The following is a 15,313-nucleotide window of genomic DNA, read 5'->3' as shown; positions in this document are numbered from 1 at the left end:
CACGCCTGAACCACGCTCGATTTACGCTCGATTTACGAACACCAGGACTTACTCATGGCACTCACCGGCAACTCCAGCGCCCCCGGCACGAGCCGCTTCGCGCCCGGCCGCAGCCGCGACGTCATCTGTCTCGGCCGCCTCGCCGTCGACCTGTACGCGCAGCAGGTCGGCGCGCGGCTGGAAGACGTGACGAGCTTCGCGAAGTACCTCGGCGGCTCGTCGGCGAACATCGCGTTCGGCTGCGCGCGGCTCGGCCTGCGCTCGGCCATGCTCACGCGCGTGGGCAACGACCACATGGGCCGCTTTCTCACCGAAACGCTCGACAAGGAAGGCTGCGACACGAGCCACGTGCGCGTCGATGCCGACCGCCTCACGGCCCTCGTGCTGCTCGGCCTCAAGGACCGCGACACGTTTCCGCTCATCTTCTATCGCGAGAACTGCGCGGACATGGCCGTAGACGAACACGACTTCGACGAAGCGTTCATCGCGTCGTCGAAAGCGCTGCTCATCACGGGCACGCACTTCTCCACCGAGCAGGTGAACCGCGCGAGCCGCCGCGCGCTCGACTACGCGCGCCGCAACCAGGTGCGCACGGTGCTCGACATCGACTATCGGCCCGTGCTGTGGGGCCTCACGGGCAAGGCCGACGGCGAGACGCGCTTCGTCGCGAACGAAGGCGTGACGGCGCACCTGCAACGCATCCTGCCGCTCTTCGATCTCGTGATCGGCACCGAAGAGGAATTCCGCATTGCGGGCGGCAAGAGCGAACTCGTGGATGCGCTCGCGATGGTGCGCGCGGTGACGCCGGCCACGCTCGTCGTGAAGCGCGGGCCGCTCGGCTGCCAGATGATCGACGGCAAGGTGCCCGCCTCGCTCGACGACGTGCCGTTGCAGGGCGGTGTCGAAGTGGACGTGCTCAACGTGCTGGGCGCGGGCGACGCGTTCGCGTCGGGCTTTCTCTCGGGCTGGCTGCGCGACGAACCGCTCGAAGCCTGCGCAAAAGCCGCGAACGCGTGCGGCGCGCTCGTGGTGTCGCGCCACGGCTGCGCGCCCGCCATGCCCACGCCCGCGGAACTCGACTACTTTCTCTCGGCCGCAGCCGCCGACCCCGTGCGCATGCGCCGTCCCGATCGCGATACGACGCTTGCGCGACTGCATCGCGTTACGCCGCCGCGTACACGCCATGACGAAGTGCTCGGCTTCGCGTTCGACCATCGCAACCAGTTCTTCGACCTCGCGCAGCAAACGGGCGCGGACGAATCGCGCATCGCGACGCTCAAGGGCCTCTTCGTGGAAGCGGTCGCGCAGACCGAAAGCGCGCTGGGGCTTGCGGGCCGCATCGGCGTGCTGATCGACGACCGCTACGGCCAGGACGCGCTCAATGCCGCGACCGGACGCGGCTGGTGGGTGGGTCGCCCCGTCGAGCTGCCGGGCTCGGTACCGCTCGTGTTCGACCATGGCCGCTCCATCGGCACCACGCTCGCGAGTTGGCCCATCGGGCACACGGTGAAGTGCCTCGTGCAGTTTCATCCCGACGAGCCCATCGAACAGCGGCTCGAACAGGAAGCGCAATTGCGCGCACTTTACGACGCAACGCAGGCCAGCGGCCATGAACTGCTGCTCGAAGTGATTCCGCCCAAGCACGTCGGACTGCCGCTCGCGCCGGATACGGTTTATCGCGCACTGAAGCGGCTCTATAACGTGGGCATCTATCCCGAGTGGTGGAAGCTGGAACCGATGGACGCCGCGCAGTGGCGCGCCATCGACGCGCTCGTCGCCGAACGCGATCCGTACTGTCGCGGCGTGGTGCTGCTGGGTCTCTCGGCACCCGTCGAGCAACTCACGCAGGACTTCCGCGCGGCGGCCGCCTCGGCCACCTGCCGCGGCTTCACGGTGGGGCGCACCATCTTTCACGAACCGAGCCACGCGTGGCTCGCAGGCACCATCGGCGACGACGAACTCATTGCGCGCGTGCGCCGCACGTTCGAAACGCTGATCGCGGCATGGCGCACGGCGCGCGACGCAGCCGGCGCAGGCACGGGCACCGCTGGCCGCGCGGGCACGGTACACGAGGAGAAAGCCGCATGAACGAACGCGTTGCACATTCCTCGCAGGAGGCGCCGGTCAAAGCCGGTGCTGCAGGGACGCCGGCAGTAGCCGGCTCAGTGGGAACGCCTGCAGGCGCCGGCTCAGCGCAAACGCCGGCCGCACAGCCACAAACCGGCACGGTCCGCTTGACCGCGGCCCAGGCGCTCGTGCGCTATCTCGCCGCCCAGCGCGTGGCTACCGAAGACGGCAGTGGCCGCACCGAGCCGCTCTTCGGCGGCGTGTTCGCGATCTTCGGTCACGGCAACGTGGCGGGCATGGGCGAGGCGCTCTATCAGCATCGTCACGAACTGCCCACCTTCCGCGCCCATAACGAGCAGGCCATGGCGCACAGCGCGATCGCCTACGCGAAGGCGCACATGCGCCGCCGCATGATGGCTGTGACGACGTCGATCGGCCCAGGCGCCACGAATCTCGTGACCGCTGCCGCGCTCGCGCACGTGAACCGGTTGCCGGTACTGCTCCTGCCAGGCGACATCTTCGTGTCGCGCGCGCCAGACCCGGTGTTGCAGCAAGTCGAAGACTTCCACGACGGCGGCATTTCCGCGAACGACGCGTTCAAGCCCGTCTCGCGCTACTTCGACCGCATCATGCATCCCGCGCAGTTGCTCACCGCGTTGCCGCGCGCGCTGCGCGTGCTCACGGACACCGCGCTGTGCGGGCCCGTCACGCTCGCGCTGCCGCAGGACGTGCAGGCCGCCGCCTACGACTACCCCGTCGATTTCTTCATGCCGCGGCTGGTGACGTTCCACGCGCCCTCGCCGGTCGAAAGCGAGATCGACGCGGTGCTCGGCACGCTGCGCGCCGCGCAACGGCCGATGATCGTGGCCGGCGGCGGCGTGCTCTACAGCGGCGCCGCCGAAGCGCTGCGGGCGTTTGCGCACGCGCACGGCATCCCGGTGGCCGAAACGCAGGCGGGCAAGAGCGCGCTTGCATGGGACGATCCGCTCAATGCGGGCGCGCTCGGCGTGACCGGTTCGCCCGCCGCGAATGCGCTCGCCCGCGACGCCGACTGCGTGCTCGCCGTGGGCACGCGGCTGCAGGACTTCACGACGGGATCGAACTCGCTCTTCACGCAGGCGCAAGTCATCGGCATCAACGCCAATGCGTTCGACGGGCTCAAGCACGGCGCGCTCGTCGTAGAGGCCGATGCGAAGCGCGCGCTCGAGACGCTCGATGCACGGCTTGCGGGCTGGCGCGCGGCGGCTGACTGGAGCGAGCACGCGAGATCGCTCGCCGCGCAATGGCGCGACACCGTGGATCGCCTCACGCACGCGCCCCAGCACGAAGGCACGCTGCCCTACGATGCAGACGTGATCGGCGCCGTGCAACGCTCGGCGGCGAACTCGCCCGGGGACGACATCGTGGTCTGCGCCGCCGGCACGCTGCCCGCCGAGCTTCACAAGCTGTGGCGCGCGGGCCGGCCAGGCGCCTATCACGTCGAATACGGCTACTCGTGCATGGGCTACGAGATCGCGGGCGGTCTCGGCGCGAAGCTCGCCCACCCGAAACGCGAAGTCATCGTGATGGTGGGCGACGGCAGCTACCTCATGATGAACAGCGAACTCGCGACTTCCGTCATGCTCGGCGCAAAGCTGATCGTCGTCGTGCTCGACAACCGCGGCTACGGCTGCATCAATCGCCTTCAGCAGGCCTGCGGCGGCGCGCCCTTCAACAACCTCTTCGACGACTGCGTGCAAGGGCCGGCCGGCGCGCCGCAGATCGACTTCGCGGCCCATGCGCGCGCGCTCGGCACGCATGCGGAGCACGTGGCGAACGTCGGCGAACTCGAAGCCGCGATGCAACGCGCGCGTGCCGCGGACCGCACCTACGTGATCGTGATCGACACCGACCCGGCCCGCACCACGGACGACGGCGGCTGGTGGTGGGAAGTGGCGGTGCCCGAAGTCTCGCAGCGCGGCGCGGTGCGCGAAGCGCGCGCGAAGTACGAGGCGCAGATCGCCGCGCGCGACCGCCACGACGGCACGGTGTAACGTCATTGAGAACCAGGGAAACGCTCCATGAATTCGTTTGAAGTGCGCATCGGCATCAATCCGCTCTCGTGGATGAACGACGACCTGCCCTCGCTCGGCGGCGAAACGCCGCTCGACGTCGCCCTCACCGAAGGGCGGCGCATCGGCTACGAAGGGTTCGAACTCGGCAACAAGTTTCCGCGCGAACCGCAGGCATTGAAGACGCTGCTCGCGCAGTACGACCTCGCGCTCGTCTCGGGCTGGTATTCGGGGCAGCTTGCGCGGCGCAGCGTGGAAGAGGAAATCGCCGCGGTGGGCCCGCACCTGGACCTGCTCGCGAAGAACGGCGCCACGGCAATGGTGTACGGCGAAGTGGCCGACACCATCCAGGGCGCGCCGAAGCCGCTCTATCAGCGGCCACGCTTTTTCTCGGCGGCGCAGTGGGACGCCTACGCGGAACGTCTCGACGCCTTCGCGCGCTATACGCTCTCGCACGGCGTGCGCGTCGCTTATCACCATCACATGGGCGCTTACGTTGAAACGCCCGCCGACGTCGACAACCTCATGGCGCGCACGAGCGACGCCGTGGGCCTGCTGTTCGACACGGGGCACATCACGTTCGCGGGCGGCGACCCCATTGCCGTGCTGGACAAATACATCGACCGCGTCTGTCACGTGCACTGCAAGGACGTGCGTCCCACTGTCGTCAAACTTGCGCGCAACCGCAACTGGAGCTTCCTCGACGCCGTGCTGGCCGGCGCTTTCACGGTGCCCGGCGACGGTGCCGTCGATTTCGCGAGCGTGATCGATCGGCTCAAGCGCCACGGTTATCGCGGCTGGCTCGTGGTGGAAGCGGAACAGGATCCCGTGGTGGCGCCCTCGTACGCCTATGCGGAGAAAGGCTATCGCACGCTGCGCACGCTCGTGGACGCGCCGCTCGATGCAACGAAGGAGGCCGCATGACCCTGCTGGTGAAGGCCGAGCGCGAAGGCCAGACAATCGCGCGCGTCACACCCGAATCGGCGGACTGGCGCTACGTGGGTTTCGCCGCCTACCGGCTCGGCGAAAACGACGTGGTGCACGTGTTCGAAAGCGCGCGGGAAAGCTGCCTCGTGGTGCTCTGCGGTGTGGTGGACATCGAGGCCGGCGACACGAAGTGGCTGAACCTGGGTTCGCGCGACAGCGTGTTCGAGGACAAGTCGCCCTATGCCGTGTACCTGCCGCCCAACGTGCGCGCCGTGGTGCGCGGCGTGCGCAATGCCGAGATCGGCGTGGCGAGCGCGCCCGCGAAGGGCACCTTGCCGGCGCGGCTCATCGAGCCCGCGCAGATGAAACGCTCGACGCGCGGCAAGGGGCTCAACACGCGTTACGTCTGCGACATCCTCCCGCAAACCGAGCCGGCCGAATCGCTGCTCGTGGTGGAAGTGCGCACGCCCTCGGGCCATGCGTCCAGCTACCCGCCGCACAAGCACGACACGGATGACATCCCGGTGGAAAGCTCGCTCGAAGAGACTTACTACCACCGCCTGAATCCGCCGCAAGGCTTCGCCTTCCAGCGCGTGTACACGGATTCGCGCGACATCGACGAATCCATGGCGGTGGAGGATCACGACGTCGTAATGGTGCCGCGCGGCTATCACCCGGTGGTGGTGCCCTACGGCTACGACTCGTACTACCTCAACGTGATGGCGGGCCCGCAGCGCGTGTGGCACTTCAAGAACGATCCCGCGCACGAGTGGATCATCGAGCGGGATGCGCGCGGCGGCTGAACGCGCGAGAAGCCTGCCCGACGCCCGGATGAGGACCAGGGAAGCGGCGGCAACGCCGCTTAATGTCTCGCTGAAATGACATTAAGCGGTTTTTTCCGCCTAATGCTCTCTATACAGGACAATACTTGCACCCACGTAATGTTCCGTATACGATGCGTTAACTCGCATTTCCGCGTTAACGTACCGAATACAGAACATGAACCTCGCTGAATTGGGTGAAGCCTTCCGCCATGCGCGCATGGCCGCCAACCTCACGCAACAACAGGTGGCCGACCTGAGCGGCGTGGCGCGCGGCCGCATCAGCATGTTCGAGACGGGAACGCTGCCCGAAATTGGCGCCGTCAAGTTGCTGAGCCTCTTCGACGCGGTGGGACTGGAACTGATCGCCCGCCCGCCAGGCCATCAGCGCACGCTCGACGACGTGCTGATGGAGACGGCCGAGACCTACGATGCGCCGCCCCGCCAGCGCGTGCGTGCCCGCGCCGCGCGGCCCCCGAAAGCCACGGAGGGCAAACCGTGAGCGGCGCGACCCTCGACGTGTATGTGAACAGCCGGCACGTGGGCACGCTCACCGAAGAGGTCGGCCAGTACGTCTTCACCTACCTGCCCGATGTTCCGCCGGCAAGCCTCGTCTCGCTGCTCATGCCCGTGCGTGCGGCGTCGTACGGCTGGAAGACGCTGCATCCCTTCTTCCAGATGAATTTGCCGGAAGGCTTCCAGAAGAACCTGATGATCCGCCGTCTCGGCCCGCACGCCGACGTCAGCGATTTCGGTCTGCTGGCGCTCACCGGCGCGAACACGATCGGGCGCGTCCGGCTGGTTCCGCGCGGCGCCACGCCGGAACAGGCGGCCAGCAAGGCGGATATGGCGGCGCTGCTGGCGTCGGCCGACTCGCGCGACAACCTCTTGCAGTTGCTCGAAGGCGGAGTTGCGGAAGGCGTCTCCGGGGTCATGCCGAAGGCGCTCGTTCGGCCCGACCACCTCGACAGCAAGGCCACGGTCTGGACCGACGAGTTCATCCTGAAGACGGGATTCGAAGACCTGCCGGGACTCGCCATCAACGAATACCTGTGCCTCGACGTGGCGCGCGAAGCGGGTCTCGAGGTGCCCGAGGCGCGCCTGTCCGACGATGGGCAGGTGCTCGCCGTGCGCCGCTTCGACCGCAACGCGGATGGCGGGATGCTGGCGGTGGAGGACTACTGCGCCCTCAAACCCAACGACGCCGTCAACAAGTACAAGGGGTCGCTGGAGGACCTCGCCAAGCTGACGCACACCTACGTGCCGCGCGCTGCGCTCAAGGACAACGCCCGGCGCCTCTACACGCTGATCCTGCTGAACTACGCGATTCACAACGCGGATGCGCACCTGAAGAATTTCGCGCTCGTCTACACGAATCTCGACGACGTTCGGCTTGCGCCCGTCTACGACGTGCTGAGCGGCACCGTCTACCCGAGGTACGCCACGCAGCTGCCTGCGCTCACGTTGCAGGGCAAACGGGTGTGGGCCTCGGGCAGCATGCTCGCCACGTACGGCGGCGCCAGGCTGGGGCTCAGCAGGGCCGACATGGACGAAGCGCGCGAGCGGATCACGGGCGCCGTGCACAAGGTGGCCCCCAGGGTGGAGGCCTATGCGAAGAACCACCCCGCGTTTCGCGAGGTGGCGAAGGGCATGCTGGACACGTGGGCCGCCGGGCTCGAGGACATCTTGCCCAACGCGAAGCCGGGCAAGACCACCCCGGCGCCGCTGCGCGCACAGATGGGCATGTCCGGGCCCGACACGACGGCACGACGCAAGGAAGCGAATCCTTATGCCAACGCCGACGGTCCTTTCAGCTACAAATCGCGATAAATCCGCGACAGGTCCGCGACGGGGCCGCAATCAATCCGCGATCAGCCGCTCGATGCCGGACCGGCCGCCCGATCCAGCCCTCAGCCCGCCAGCTGGAACTTGCCCACCATCCGCTTGAGCGACTTCGCCTGATCGTCGAGCGACTGGGCCGCCGCCGTGGCCTCTTCCACGAGCGCCGCGTTCTGCTGCGTGCCCGCGTCCATCTGCGTGACCGCGTGGTTCACTTCCTCGATGCCGGCGCTCTGCTCCGCGGAGGCCGCGGAGATTTCGCCCATGATGTCGGTCACGCGCTTGACCGCTCTCACGACCTCGTCCATGGTCTGGCCCGCGTCCTGCGCGAGCGCCGAGCCGTTGCTCACGCGATCCACGGATGCGCTGATGAGCGTCTTGATTTCCTTCGCCGCGGCCGCGCTGCGCTGCGCGAGGTTGCGCACTTCGCCCGCCACCACCGAAAAGCCGCGTCCTTCCTCGCCCGCACGCGCCGCTTCAACCGCCGCGTTGAGCGCCAGAATGTTGGTCTGGAACGCGATGCCTTCGATCACGCCGATGATGTCGGCAATGCTCTTCGCGCTGTCGTTGATCTCGCCCATCGTCGCGACCACGCGGCCCACCACTTCGCCGCCCTTCTCCGCGATCTCCGACGCGTTGGCCGCCAGCGTGCTGGCCTGCTTCGCGTTGTCGGCGTTCTGGCGCACCGTGGAGGTGAGCTGTTCCATGCTGGTCGCCGTGCGCTCCAGCGCCGTAGCCTGTTGCTCCGTGCGTTGCGAGAGATCCAGGTTGCCCATCGAGATTTCGCTCGACGCCGCGGCAATCGCCTCGGCGCTCGCCGCGATCTCGCTCACCGTGGAGGCGAGGCCCTTCTGCATGTCGCGCAACGCGAACAGCACGCTCGACGAATCGCGCCGCTCCACCTTCACGGGATAACCGAGTTCGCCCGCCGCAATGCGCGCCGCGATCTCTTTCGCGTAGGCCGGCTCGCCGCCCAGCTGACGCGCGAGCCGCCGCACCACCCACTCGCTCACGAGGAACGCGAGCACGATCAGCCCAACGGTCATCGCCGCGATCATCACGAACGACGAATGGAAAATGAACGCGGATGCCTTGATGGTGGCCTTCGCCGCCGTGCCGCGCTGCGCGACGAGTTCGTCGACGAGCTTTTCGAGCTTGCCCGTTTCCACGAGGAGCGACACGTCCTGCGTGCCCACTTGCCAGTTCATCTGCGAGAGGTCGAGCGGCTGCGCCTTCACGAGCGTCACGAAGTCATGCAGGTGTCCGCTCCACGTGGTCACCGCCGCGGAGAACTTGCGCTCCAGCTGGGCGTCGTTGGCGTCAGGCGATGCATCGGAATATTGCTTCAGCGTGGCGAGCTGGGTGTTGAGCGCGGCCAGACCGCTTTCGATGTCGGCGCCCAGTTCGTCGCGCTCCTTCGCGGTGGTCGCGGTAAGCAGCATCTTCTGGGCGCGGCTTGCGCGCAGCATGTAGCCGCGCACTTCTTCCGCCGCGCGGCTCGCCACGTGGCCCTGGTCGTAGATGGATTGCGCCGATGCGTTGAGGCGGCTGATCTGCGTGAGCGCGAATATGCCGATGGCGAACGTGCCGATCAACAGGAGGGCAAAGGCGAGACGCAGCGTCGCCTTCACCGAAAGCCGCGCGAGGCGATGTGATCCGGCCGTGCCCGCAGGCTGCCCCGACCTGGGTGCCGCCGCTTCGTGCCATGGTACGAATCCGATGGTCCCGCTGCTCCCCGAAACTGCTTTCATAGTGTCTTCCCCGCTACTTTGGCCGCGCGCTGCGGGCCGGATCGCACCCGCATGCGCGCTTATCCTCCGGGTCTACGGCAGCGGCATCCTTTTCTTTAGCACTGCGCCGTCCGTGTCAACCCGAACCCGTCGTGACGCGCGCTTCGTGGGCGCACGTCCGTGCGGCTTTATACACGGCCAAAAACGCGCAGCGGGTCCGGGTTCGCATTCGCCACACAGATTCGTCGCGCGGATGCGACGTAGCGGGCCGTAGTTGCCTGACGACTCCGGATACTTGTTTTCCGGGGGTTTTCACGTGCTTGTCACGCACACGTCGGCCAATCAGACCGCGGGCCGCGTAGGCACACGCTGGGCAAACTTGCGCAGCCGATGCGCAAGCCGGTGCGAGGGCCGCTCCACCGCGAGGTAGAACGCGTAGCTCACGGCGAGCGCGATCACCACCGTCGCGAACCATGCGGCCACGGCGCCGGGCGGACTGCCCGTGACGCCGAGAATCGCCTGCGCGAGCTTGTGGCAGAGATAGAGGCTGTAAGACCACGCACCCAGCGCGCCCACGCGATTCCAGAAGCGACTACGCGAGGGCCGTGCCAGTTCGGCGGCAATCCATGCGGTCGCAACGAGCTGGAAGATGGGCAGCGTGATGTCCGGCCCGATAAACGGCAGGAACGCGGGCTTGATGCGCGACGTGGACGCCAGCACGAAGGTCAGCGACGCGGCGGCCACCACGGCGATGCGCGTGGCGACGAGTTGCGTCGAAAGTGCCTGCGCGACGGCGCGCAGCGTAGCGGCGAACCTCGCGGTAAAGGCCGACATGGGTGAACGCATGGACGAACCCAGGGACGCCCCCCCTCGTTCGCCCGCAGCGCCCATCTGTTGGATCTCGGCGACGAGGCAGCCCAGCAGCCAGCCAGGCAGATACAGGAACGACGTGCCGGCCACGCCATAGGTTTCGTAGACGCAGTGCTCGCACACGATGTGCGTGTGCGTATGGACGTACCACACCATCGCGGCTCCGGCGAGCGCGATGCCGACGATCATCTCCCCCGCGTAGCGGAAATAGCTGCGCAGCAGCGGATAGAGCGTGTAGTAGACGATTTCGCAATAGAGCGACCACAGCACCGACTGCAGCAGATTGCCCGCCCCCGGCAGCGGCTGGCAGACGAGCACGGCCACCGCGAGCGGCAAACCGATGCGCACGTAACGCGAGGCAAAGTAGTTGACGGGCTTGAGCACCGCGTCGCGATGCCAGGCGTGGTGGATGCAGTAGCCCGAGATCACGAAGAACACGATCACGGCGGCGGGCCCGGCGAACAGCACGACCGAGCCCGACCACAGCGCGCCGCCCACCGGCGCGAATGCAGGCGCGAATGCAGGCGGAAGCACGGCCTTGAAAATCTCTTTGAAAGGCGGCGGACCGAAGTGGTAAAGCATGACCCACGTGGCCGCGAGAAAACGGATGGCGTCGATCTTGAGCGATTTACCGGACGCCGCCGCGCGTGCACTGCCCTCGCCATGCGCACCCGCCGACCTCACAGCCGAATGTCCGTCCATGACAGGCCCCTTTCAGGAAAGTGCGAAAAGCCTACGCTTGCGTGCCATGAAAAAAATCGGAAATAAATTCGCATGCGCCGAGGAGACGAAGCAGCACGCAACTCATGTCCTGATCGCGACAAAGGTTGTCCGCACAATGCGGGCAGGACACATTACACTGCGTCAAAACAAGTCGAATAAATCTATTTATTCCCATGCAATTTGGCGCCACATCCGTTTCGCCCGTGTTGGGCGACCGGACGCCGCGATGCGTGGACATTTCCGCCCATAAAAAATGGATACGAGTTTCGATAAACACGCCGCCGCGGCAGGCGCCATCGCTTCCACGGCTTCACCCACAGAAGCCTCGCTGCCGGCGAAAGCCCAACGCACGGTTTATTCCGTGCTGGGCGCAATCAGCTTTTCGCATTTGCTCAACGACATGATCCAGTCGTTGATTCTCGCGATCTATCCGATGCTGAAGGCGAATTTCGCACTCTCGTTCACGCAGATCGGCCTGATCACGCTGACCTATCAGATCACGGCGTCGATGCTGCAGCCGCTCGTCGGCATCTATACCGACCGGCGTCCGCAGCCATGGTCGCTGCCCGTCGGCATGGGCTTCACGCTGAGCGGGCTGCTGCTGATGTCGGTGGCGCCGAATTTCGGCGTGCTGCTCATGGCCGCAGCGCTCGTGGGCTGCGGCTCCTCGGTGTTTCACCCCGAGTCGTCGCGCGTGGCACGTATGGCTTCGGGCGGACGGCACGGGCTCGCGCAGTCGCTGTTTCAGGTGGGCGGGAATGCGGGCACGTCGCTCGGACCGCTGCTCGCGGCGGCCGTCGTGATTCCACATGGGCAGCGCAGCATCGCGTGGTTTTCGGTGGCGGCGCTCGTCGCGATTGCCGTGCTCACGCAGATCGGCCGCTGGTACCGCCAGCATCCGGCCACGAAGAAGACGCGTGCCGAACGGCCCCACGCCACGCTCTCGCGCGCACGGGTGGCGGCAGCAATGGGCGTGCTGGTGCTGCTCGTGTTCTCGAAGTACTTCTACCTTGCGAGCATCAACAGCTACTTCACGTTCTATCTGATCGACCGCTTCCATCTGCCCGTGCAGGCCGCGCAGGTGCATCTGTTCGTGTTTCTCGCGGCCGTGGCGGCGGGCACGATCATCGGCGGGCCGGTCGGCGATCGCATCGGGCGCAAATATGTGATCTGGGTATCGATACTCGGCGTGGCGCCGTTCACGCTGCTGCTGCCCTACGCGAACCTGTTCTGGACCGGCGTGCTCACGGTCGTGATCGGCGTGGTGCTCGCCTCGGCGTTCTCGGCGATTCTCGTCTACGCGCAGGAACTCATCCCCGGCAAGGTGGGGATGGTGGCCGGCCTCTTCTTCGGCTTCGCATTCGGGCTGGGCGGCATCGGCGCCGCCGTGCTCGGCCAGCTCGCGGACGCCACGAGCATCGCCTACGTCTACAAGGTGTGTTCGTTCCTGCCGCTGCTCGGCGTGCTGACGGTGTTCCTGCCCAACGTGGAGGCGAAGAAGGCTGCGGCGTAATGAATGATGAATGGCGCCGCGCGCGGTGTGCTGGGCCGCACCACCATCACGCGCGGCGGGTTCAGCGCGGCTTCGGCGGGTTCAAGCCTGGTTCAAGCCCGCTTCAAGCCTGCTTCATTCGCCTCCTGACCTGCCTCACTTGTCCGAAGCGAGCGAGGCCGATGGCGTCGTCGACCGTTGTACGGCCATCTGTGCCGCACCGCGCGGATTGAGGTCGACGTCGAGGCTGCCGTCCAGCGCCATTTTCACGGTGCCCTTCGCCACGTCGCGCCGGTACGCGTACATGTCGAAATGCAGCGGGCCGCTCGCGCGCGAATCGTGAATCAGCGTGCGTCCGTTCACCACGAGCGAATCGAACATCTTCACGTCCCCCGCTTCTATCCAGACGTAGCTCGCCCCCGCCGACGCCGGCGCGTGGATCGCGGGCGCATGCGGCTCGGCGCGAAACTTGAGCACGAGGCCCGCCTGCGTCACCGTCGCGCTCTCCAGATGGCCGCGCAACACCGGCGGCGGAAACACGGTGTACTGATCGAATACGAGTTCGTTGCCGCGCAGCGCCACGCCCTTGCGCGCGAACGGCGTGAGCGACGAAAGCGGGATGTCGAGCGCGCGCAGCAAGCCCGCCTGCGGCACGCCGAGCACCGTCACGCTCTGCGGCGCGTAAGCGAGATGACGCTCGTCGAGCACGCGAATCGTGCCGCTCATCGTCGTGGGCAGCCACACGCCTGGAAAGTGATTCCAGAGCTTGATGCCGCCCGTCACGCGTAACGCGTTGCCTTCCGGCACGAGCACGAGGTCGTTGAGCGAGCGCGGCGTGTAGTCGAGCAGATAGTCGTTGAAGAGCGCCGACATCGCGGACCACGGCTCCACCACTTCGCCGCCCAGAATGCGAATCTCGTATTGCGTCGGGTCGTCCAGATTCACGGGCTGGCCGGGCTGCTTCGCCACGAGTTGCGCGTCGAGCGAGCGCACGTGAAAGCCGATGCGCCCCGTCACGTAGAAGTCGACGTTCTGCGCATGGATGAACGGCGCCGGCCCCGACGAGCGGCGTTCGTCGTCCGCCGATTGTGCCGATTGCACCGATTGCGCCGTGGGCGGCGATGCCGGTGTAGTCGCGGGCACGGCGTCCGAAGACATGGATACGGTAGACACGCCCGATGCCGCCGACGCCATCGGCGTATTCGCGTCCCGCAACGATGCCGGCACGAAGCGCCATTGCGCGCGTGCTTCGGCGAGCGACGCCTGCTGCATGCGGATGAAGCTGTCGTTGTAGCCCGCGGCGGCGCTGCCCGTCTGTATCGACGCAGACTGCGTTGCCTGCGCGGCCACGCTCGTGACCGGCCACGATGCGAGCCGCACGTTCAACGCGCCCGCCTCGCTAAACGTGAGCCAGCCCGCGGCGAGTTGCTCGCGATAGTGGTACAGGTCCAGCACGAACGGCGCAGCGCGGTTCACGGGCTCGATAGCCATGTCGATGTTCATCGGCATCGAGCGCATGAACTTCACGTCGCCACCCACGATACGCAGGCCGCGCGCCGGCATCGACTCGGGCCACACGATGTTGTTCAGCGTATGGTCGTCGAGCGTGAAGCGCACGCCCTCGGGCGTCACGTCGATCTGCGTGATGGTCATGCGCAGCGCGGGCGGCGGCGTGAGCTTCGCGACCTGCATCACGACATCGTCGCCTTCGAGGCGTGCAATCGGCGTCTGAACCTTGAGCAGATCGGCCATCCTCACGTGGGCGGCCTGCATCAGATGATCGGCACTCGCGCCCGCCACCTCGACGTGCTGGGCATGGAACACGAGTTCGTCCGCATTGCGCATGGCGAGCGTGCCCGTGAGCGCGATCGGCACCCAGCCGTCGCGCCGCATCTGCCCCGTGATGCGCAGCGTGCCCTGCTGCGGCACTACGCGCATGTTGCGCAAGGGCGAGCCCTGGTACTGGAACAGATAGCGGTTGAAGATCCCGGTGAGGCGGTCCGCATTGAGCGTGACGTCGCCGCGATGGACGCTGATCACGACGCTCGTCGGGTCGTCGAACACGACGGGTTCCCCGCGCTTGACCGGCGTGAGCGTGGCGCTCATGTCGTGGATCATGAAGCCGATGTCGCCTGTGACGCGAAAGTCCACGTCGCGCGCGAACATCAGCGAGCCGTCGATGCCCGAGTCGCGCAGCGTAAGTGCGCGCGTGCGTTGCAGTGCCAGGGGCCCGACCGACGGCACGCGCGCGAGAACCCGCTGATCCTCGCCTAGCTCGCGCGCCTTTGCCACTTCGAGCTTTGGATGCTCGGCCGAACCCGCATCGGCGCACCCGGCGAGGAATGTCGTGATAGCGAGCAGCGTCGTAATGGCGAGCAGCGCAGCAGCACACGCCGCCACGGACGTGAAAGCGCGTGTGCCGCGCAATGCGCGCTGGCGGCGTGGTTGAGTTTGTCCGGACTGCGCTTTCGCGCACGCTTCGTGCTGAACAGCGGCCGAACCGGTTGTGTCTTGCATGGTGTTCGCCTCCTCCCTGGGAACGGCGCAGCGGCTTCGTATCGGGTCATACCCGCTTCATACCCGCCTCATACCCGCTTCGTGGAATGCGCGGCGCCGTCGTCCTGCTTGCCCTCGTTGTCCGGTACCGTCATCTGCGCGATCTGTGCGATGTGCCGGAACGGGGTCTTTGCAAGCGATTGTCTTTTTTTGTCGCCGCGCTGCCGACAAGATTCGTCGAGGAGAGTCACCAAACGCGGGCGCGGACGGCGACGGCCGCAGAAGCGCCGTGAAGCC

10 protein-coding genes are annotated in these 15,313 nt (G+C 66.7%); 7 read left to right on the top strand and 3 right to left on the bottom strand.

The window, feature by feature from the left end; genetic code table 11:
• The first annotated feature begins 54 nt into the window (after window positions 1-54).
• The 6 genes from PXJ20_RS30630 (at window position 55) to PXJ20_RS30605 (ending at window position 7,696) form a co-directional block, all read left to right on the top strand.
• Entirely contained in the window at window positions 55-2,088 is a 2,034-nt protein-coding gene (locus PXJ20_RS30630; RefSeq protein ID WP_421030646.1) for a bifunctional 5-dehydro-2-deoxygluconokinase/5-dehydro-2-deoxyphosphogluconate aldolase, read from the top strand.
• Window positions 2,085-4,100 (top strand): 3D-(3,5/4)-trihydroxycyclohexane-1,2-dione acylhydrolase (decyclizing), encoded by a 2,016-nt coding sequence (gene iolD / locus PXJ20_RS30625; protein WP_421030645.1) that lies wholly within the window; start codon window positions 2,085-2,087, stop codon window positions 4,098-4,100. The genes PXJ20_RS30630 and iolD overlap by 4 nt, the downstream gene beginning before the upstream one ends.
• Window positions 4,101-4,127: 27 nt before the next feature.
• Window positions 4,128-5,042, top strand: a complete 915-nt coding sequence (gene iolE / locus PXJ20_RS30620) for a myo-inosose-2 dehydratase (protein WP_421030644.1) — start codon at window positions 4,128-4,130, stop codon at window positions 5,040-5,042.
• The gene (gene iolB, locus PXJ20_RS30615) at window positions 5,039-5,848 is read left to right on the top strand and encodes a 5-deoxy-glucuronate isomerase (RefSeq protein WP_421030643.1); all 810 of its coding nucleotides are present in this window, start codon (window positions 5,039-5,041) and stop codon (window positions 5,846-5,848) included. The genes iolE and iolB overlap by 4 nt, the downstream gene beginning before the upstream one ends.
• Window positions 5,849-6,044: 196 nt before the next feature.
• Window positions 6,045-6,368, top strand: coding sequence for a helix-turn-helix domain-containing protein (locus PXJ20_RS30610; protein WP_421030642.1), 324 nt, complete (start codon window positions 6,045-6,047; stop codon window positions 6,366-6,368).
• Window positions 6,365-7,696, top strand: a complete 1,332-nt coding sequence (locus tag PXJ20_RS30605; protein WP_421030641.1) for a type II toxin-antitoxin system HipA family toxin — start codon at window positions 6,365-6,367, stop codon at window positions 7,694-7,696. The genes PXJ20_RS30610 and PXJ20_RS30605 overlap by 4 nt, the downstream gene beginning before the upstream one ends.
• A gap of 80 nt (window positions 7,697-7,776) precedes the next feature.
• Here PXJ20_RS30605 and PXJ20_RS30600 read toward each other — a convergent pair whose 3' ends face one another.
• Entirely contained in the window at window positions 7,777-9,456 is a 1,680-nt protein-coding gene (locus PXJ20_RS30600; RefSeq protein WP_421030640.1) for a methyl-accepting chemotaxis protein, read from the bottom strand.
• A gap of 321 nt (window positions 9,457-9,777) precedes the next feature.
• Window positions 9,778-11,007: an acyltransferase family protein gene (locus PXJ20_RS30595; protein ID WP_421030639.1), complete on the bottom strand. Its 1,230-nt coding sequence runs from the start codon at window positions 11,005-11,007 to the stop codon at window positions 9,778-9,780.
• Window positions 11,008-11,281: 274 nt separating this feature from the next.
• On the opposite strand from PXJ20_RS30595, the gene PXJ20_RS30590 reads away from it, so the two are divergent.
• Window positions 11,282-12,541, top strand: a complete 1,260-nt coding sequence (locus PXJ20_RS30590) for an MFS transporter (RefSeq protein WP_421030638.1) — start codon at window positions 11,282-11,284, stop codon at window positions 12,539-12,541.
• A gap of 135 nt (window positions 12,542-12,676) precedes the next feature.
• Here the strand turns inward: PXJ20_RS30590 and PXJ20_RS30585 are convergent, their stop codons facing one another.
• Complete coding sequence (locus PXJ20_RS30585) at window positions 12,677-15,037, bottom strand: hypothetical protein (protein ID WP_421030637.1); 2,361 nt, start codon at window positions 15,035-15,037, stop codon at window positions 12,677-12,679.
• Window positions 15,038-15,313: the final 276 nt, after the last annotated feature.

The organism is Paraburkholderia sp. A1RI_3L, assembly GCF_048957895.1.
Classification (GTDB): Bacteria; Pseudomonadota; Gammaproteobacteria; order Burkholderiales; family Burkholderiaceae; genus Paraburkholderia; species Paraburkholderia kururiensis.
The sequence above is the reverse complement of the archived record's forward strand: the minus strand, read 5'-3'. Positions and strand labels throughout refer to the sequence as shown.

Excerpts from the sequence above, each read along its gene's own strand:
- PXJ20_RS30630 (WP_421030646.1), top strand. The coding sequence starts at position 55 with ATGGCACTCACCGGCAACTCCAGCGCCCCCGGCACGAGCCGCTTCGCG.
- iolD (WP_421030645.1), top strand. The coding sequence starts at position 2,085 with ATGAACGAACGCGTTGCACATTCCTCGCAGGAGGCGCCGGTCAAAGCC.
- iolE (WP_421030644.1), top strand. The coding sequence starts at position 4,128 with ATGAATTCGTTTGAAGTGCGCATCGGCATCAATCCGCTCTCGTGGATG.
- iolB (WP_421030643.1), top strand. The coding sequence starts at position 5,039 with ATGACCCTGCTGGTGAAGGCCGAGCGCGAAGGCCAGACAATCGCGCGC.
- PXJ20_RS30610 (WP_421030642.1), top strand. The coding sequence starts at position 6,045 with ATGAACCTCGCTGAATTGGGTGAAGCCTTCCGCCATGCGCGCATGGCC.
- PXJ20_RS30600 (WP_421030640.1), bottom strand. The coding sequence starts at position 9,456 with ATGAAAGCAGTTTCGGGGAGCAGCGGGACCATCGGATTCGTACCATGG.
- PXJ20_RS30595 (WP_421030639.1), bottom strand. The coding sequence starts at position 11,007 with ATGGACGGACATTCGGCTGTGAGGTCGGCGGGTGCGCATGGCGAGGGC.
- PXJ20_RS30590 (WP_421030638.1), top strand. The coding sequence starts at position 11,282 with ATGGATACGAGTTTCGATAAACACGCCGCCGCGGCAGGCGCCATCGCT.
- PXJ20_RS30585 (WP_421030637.1), bottom strand. The coding sequence starts at position 15,037 with ATGCAAGACACAACCGGTTCGGCCGCTGTTCAGCACGAAGCGTGCGCG.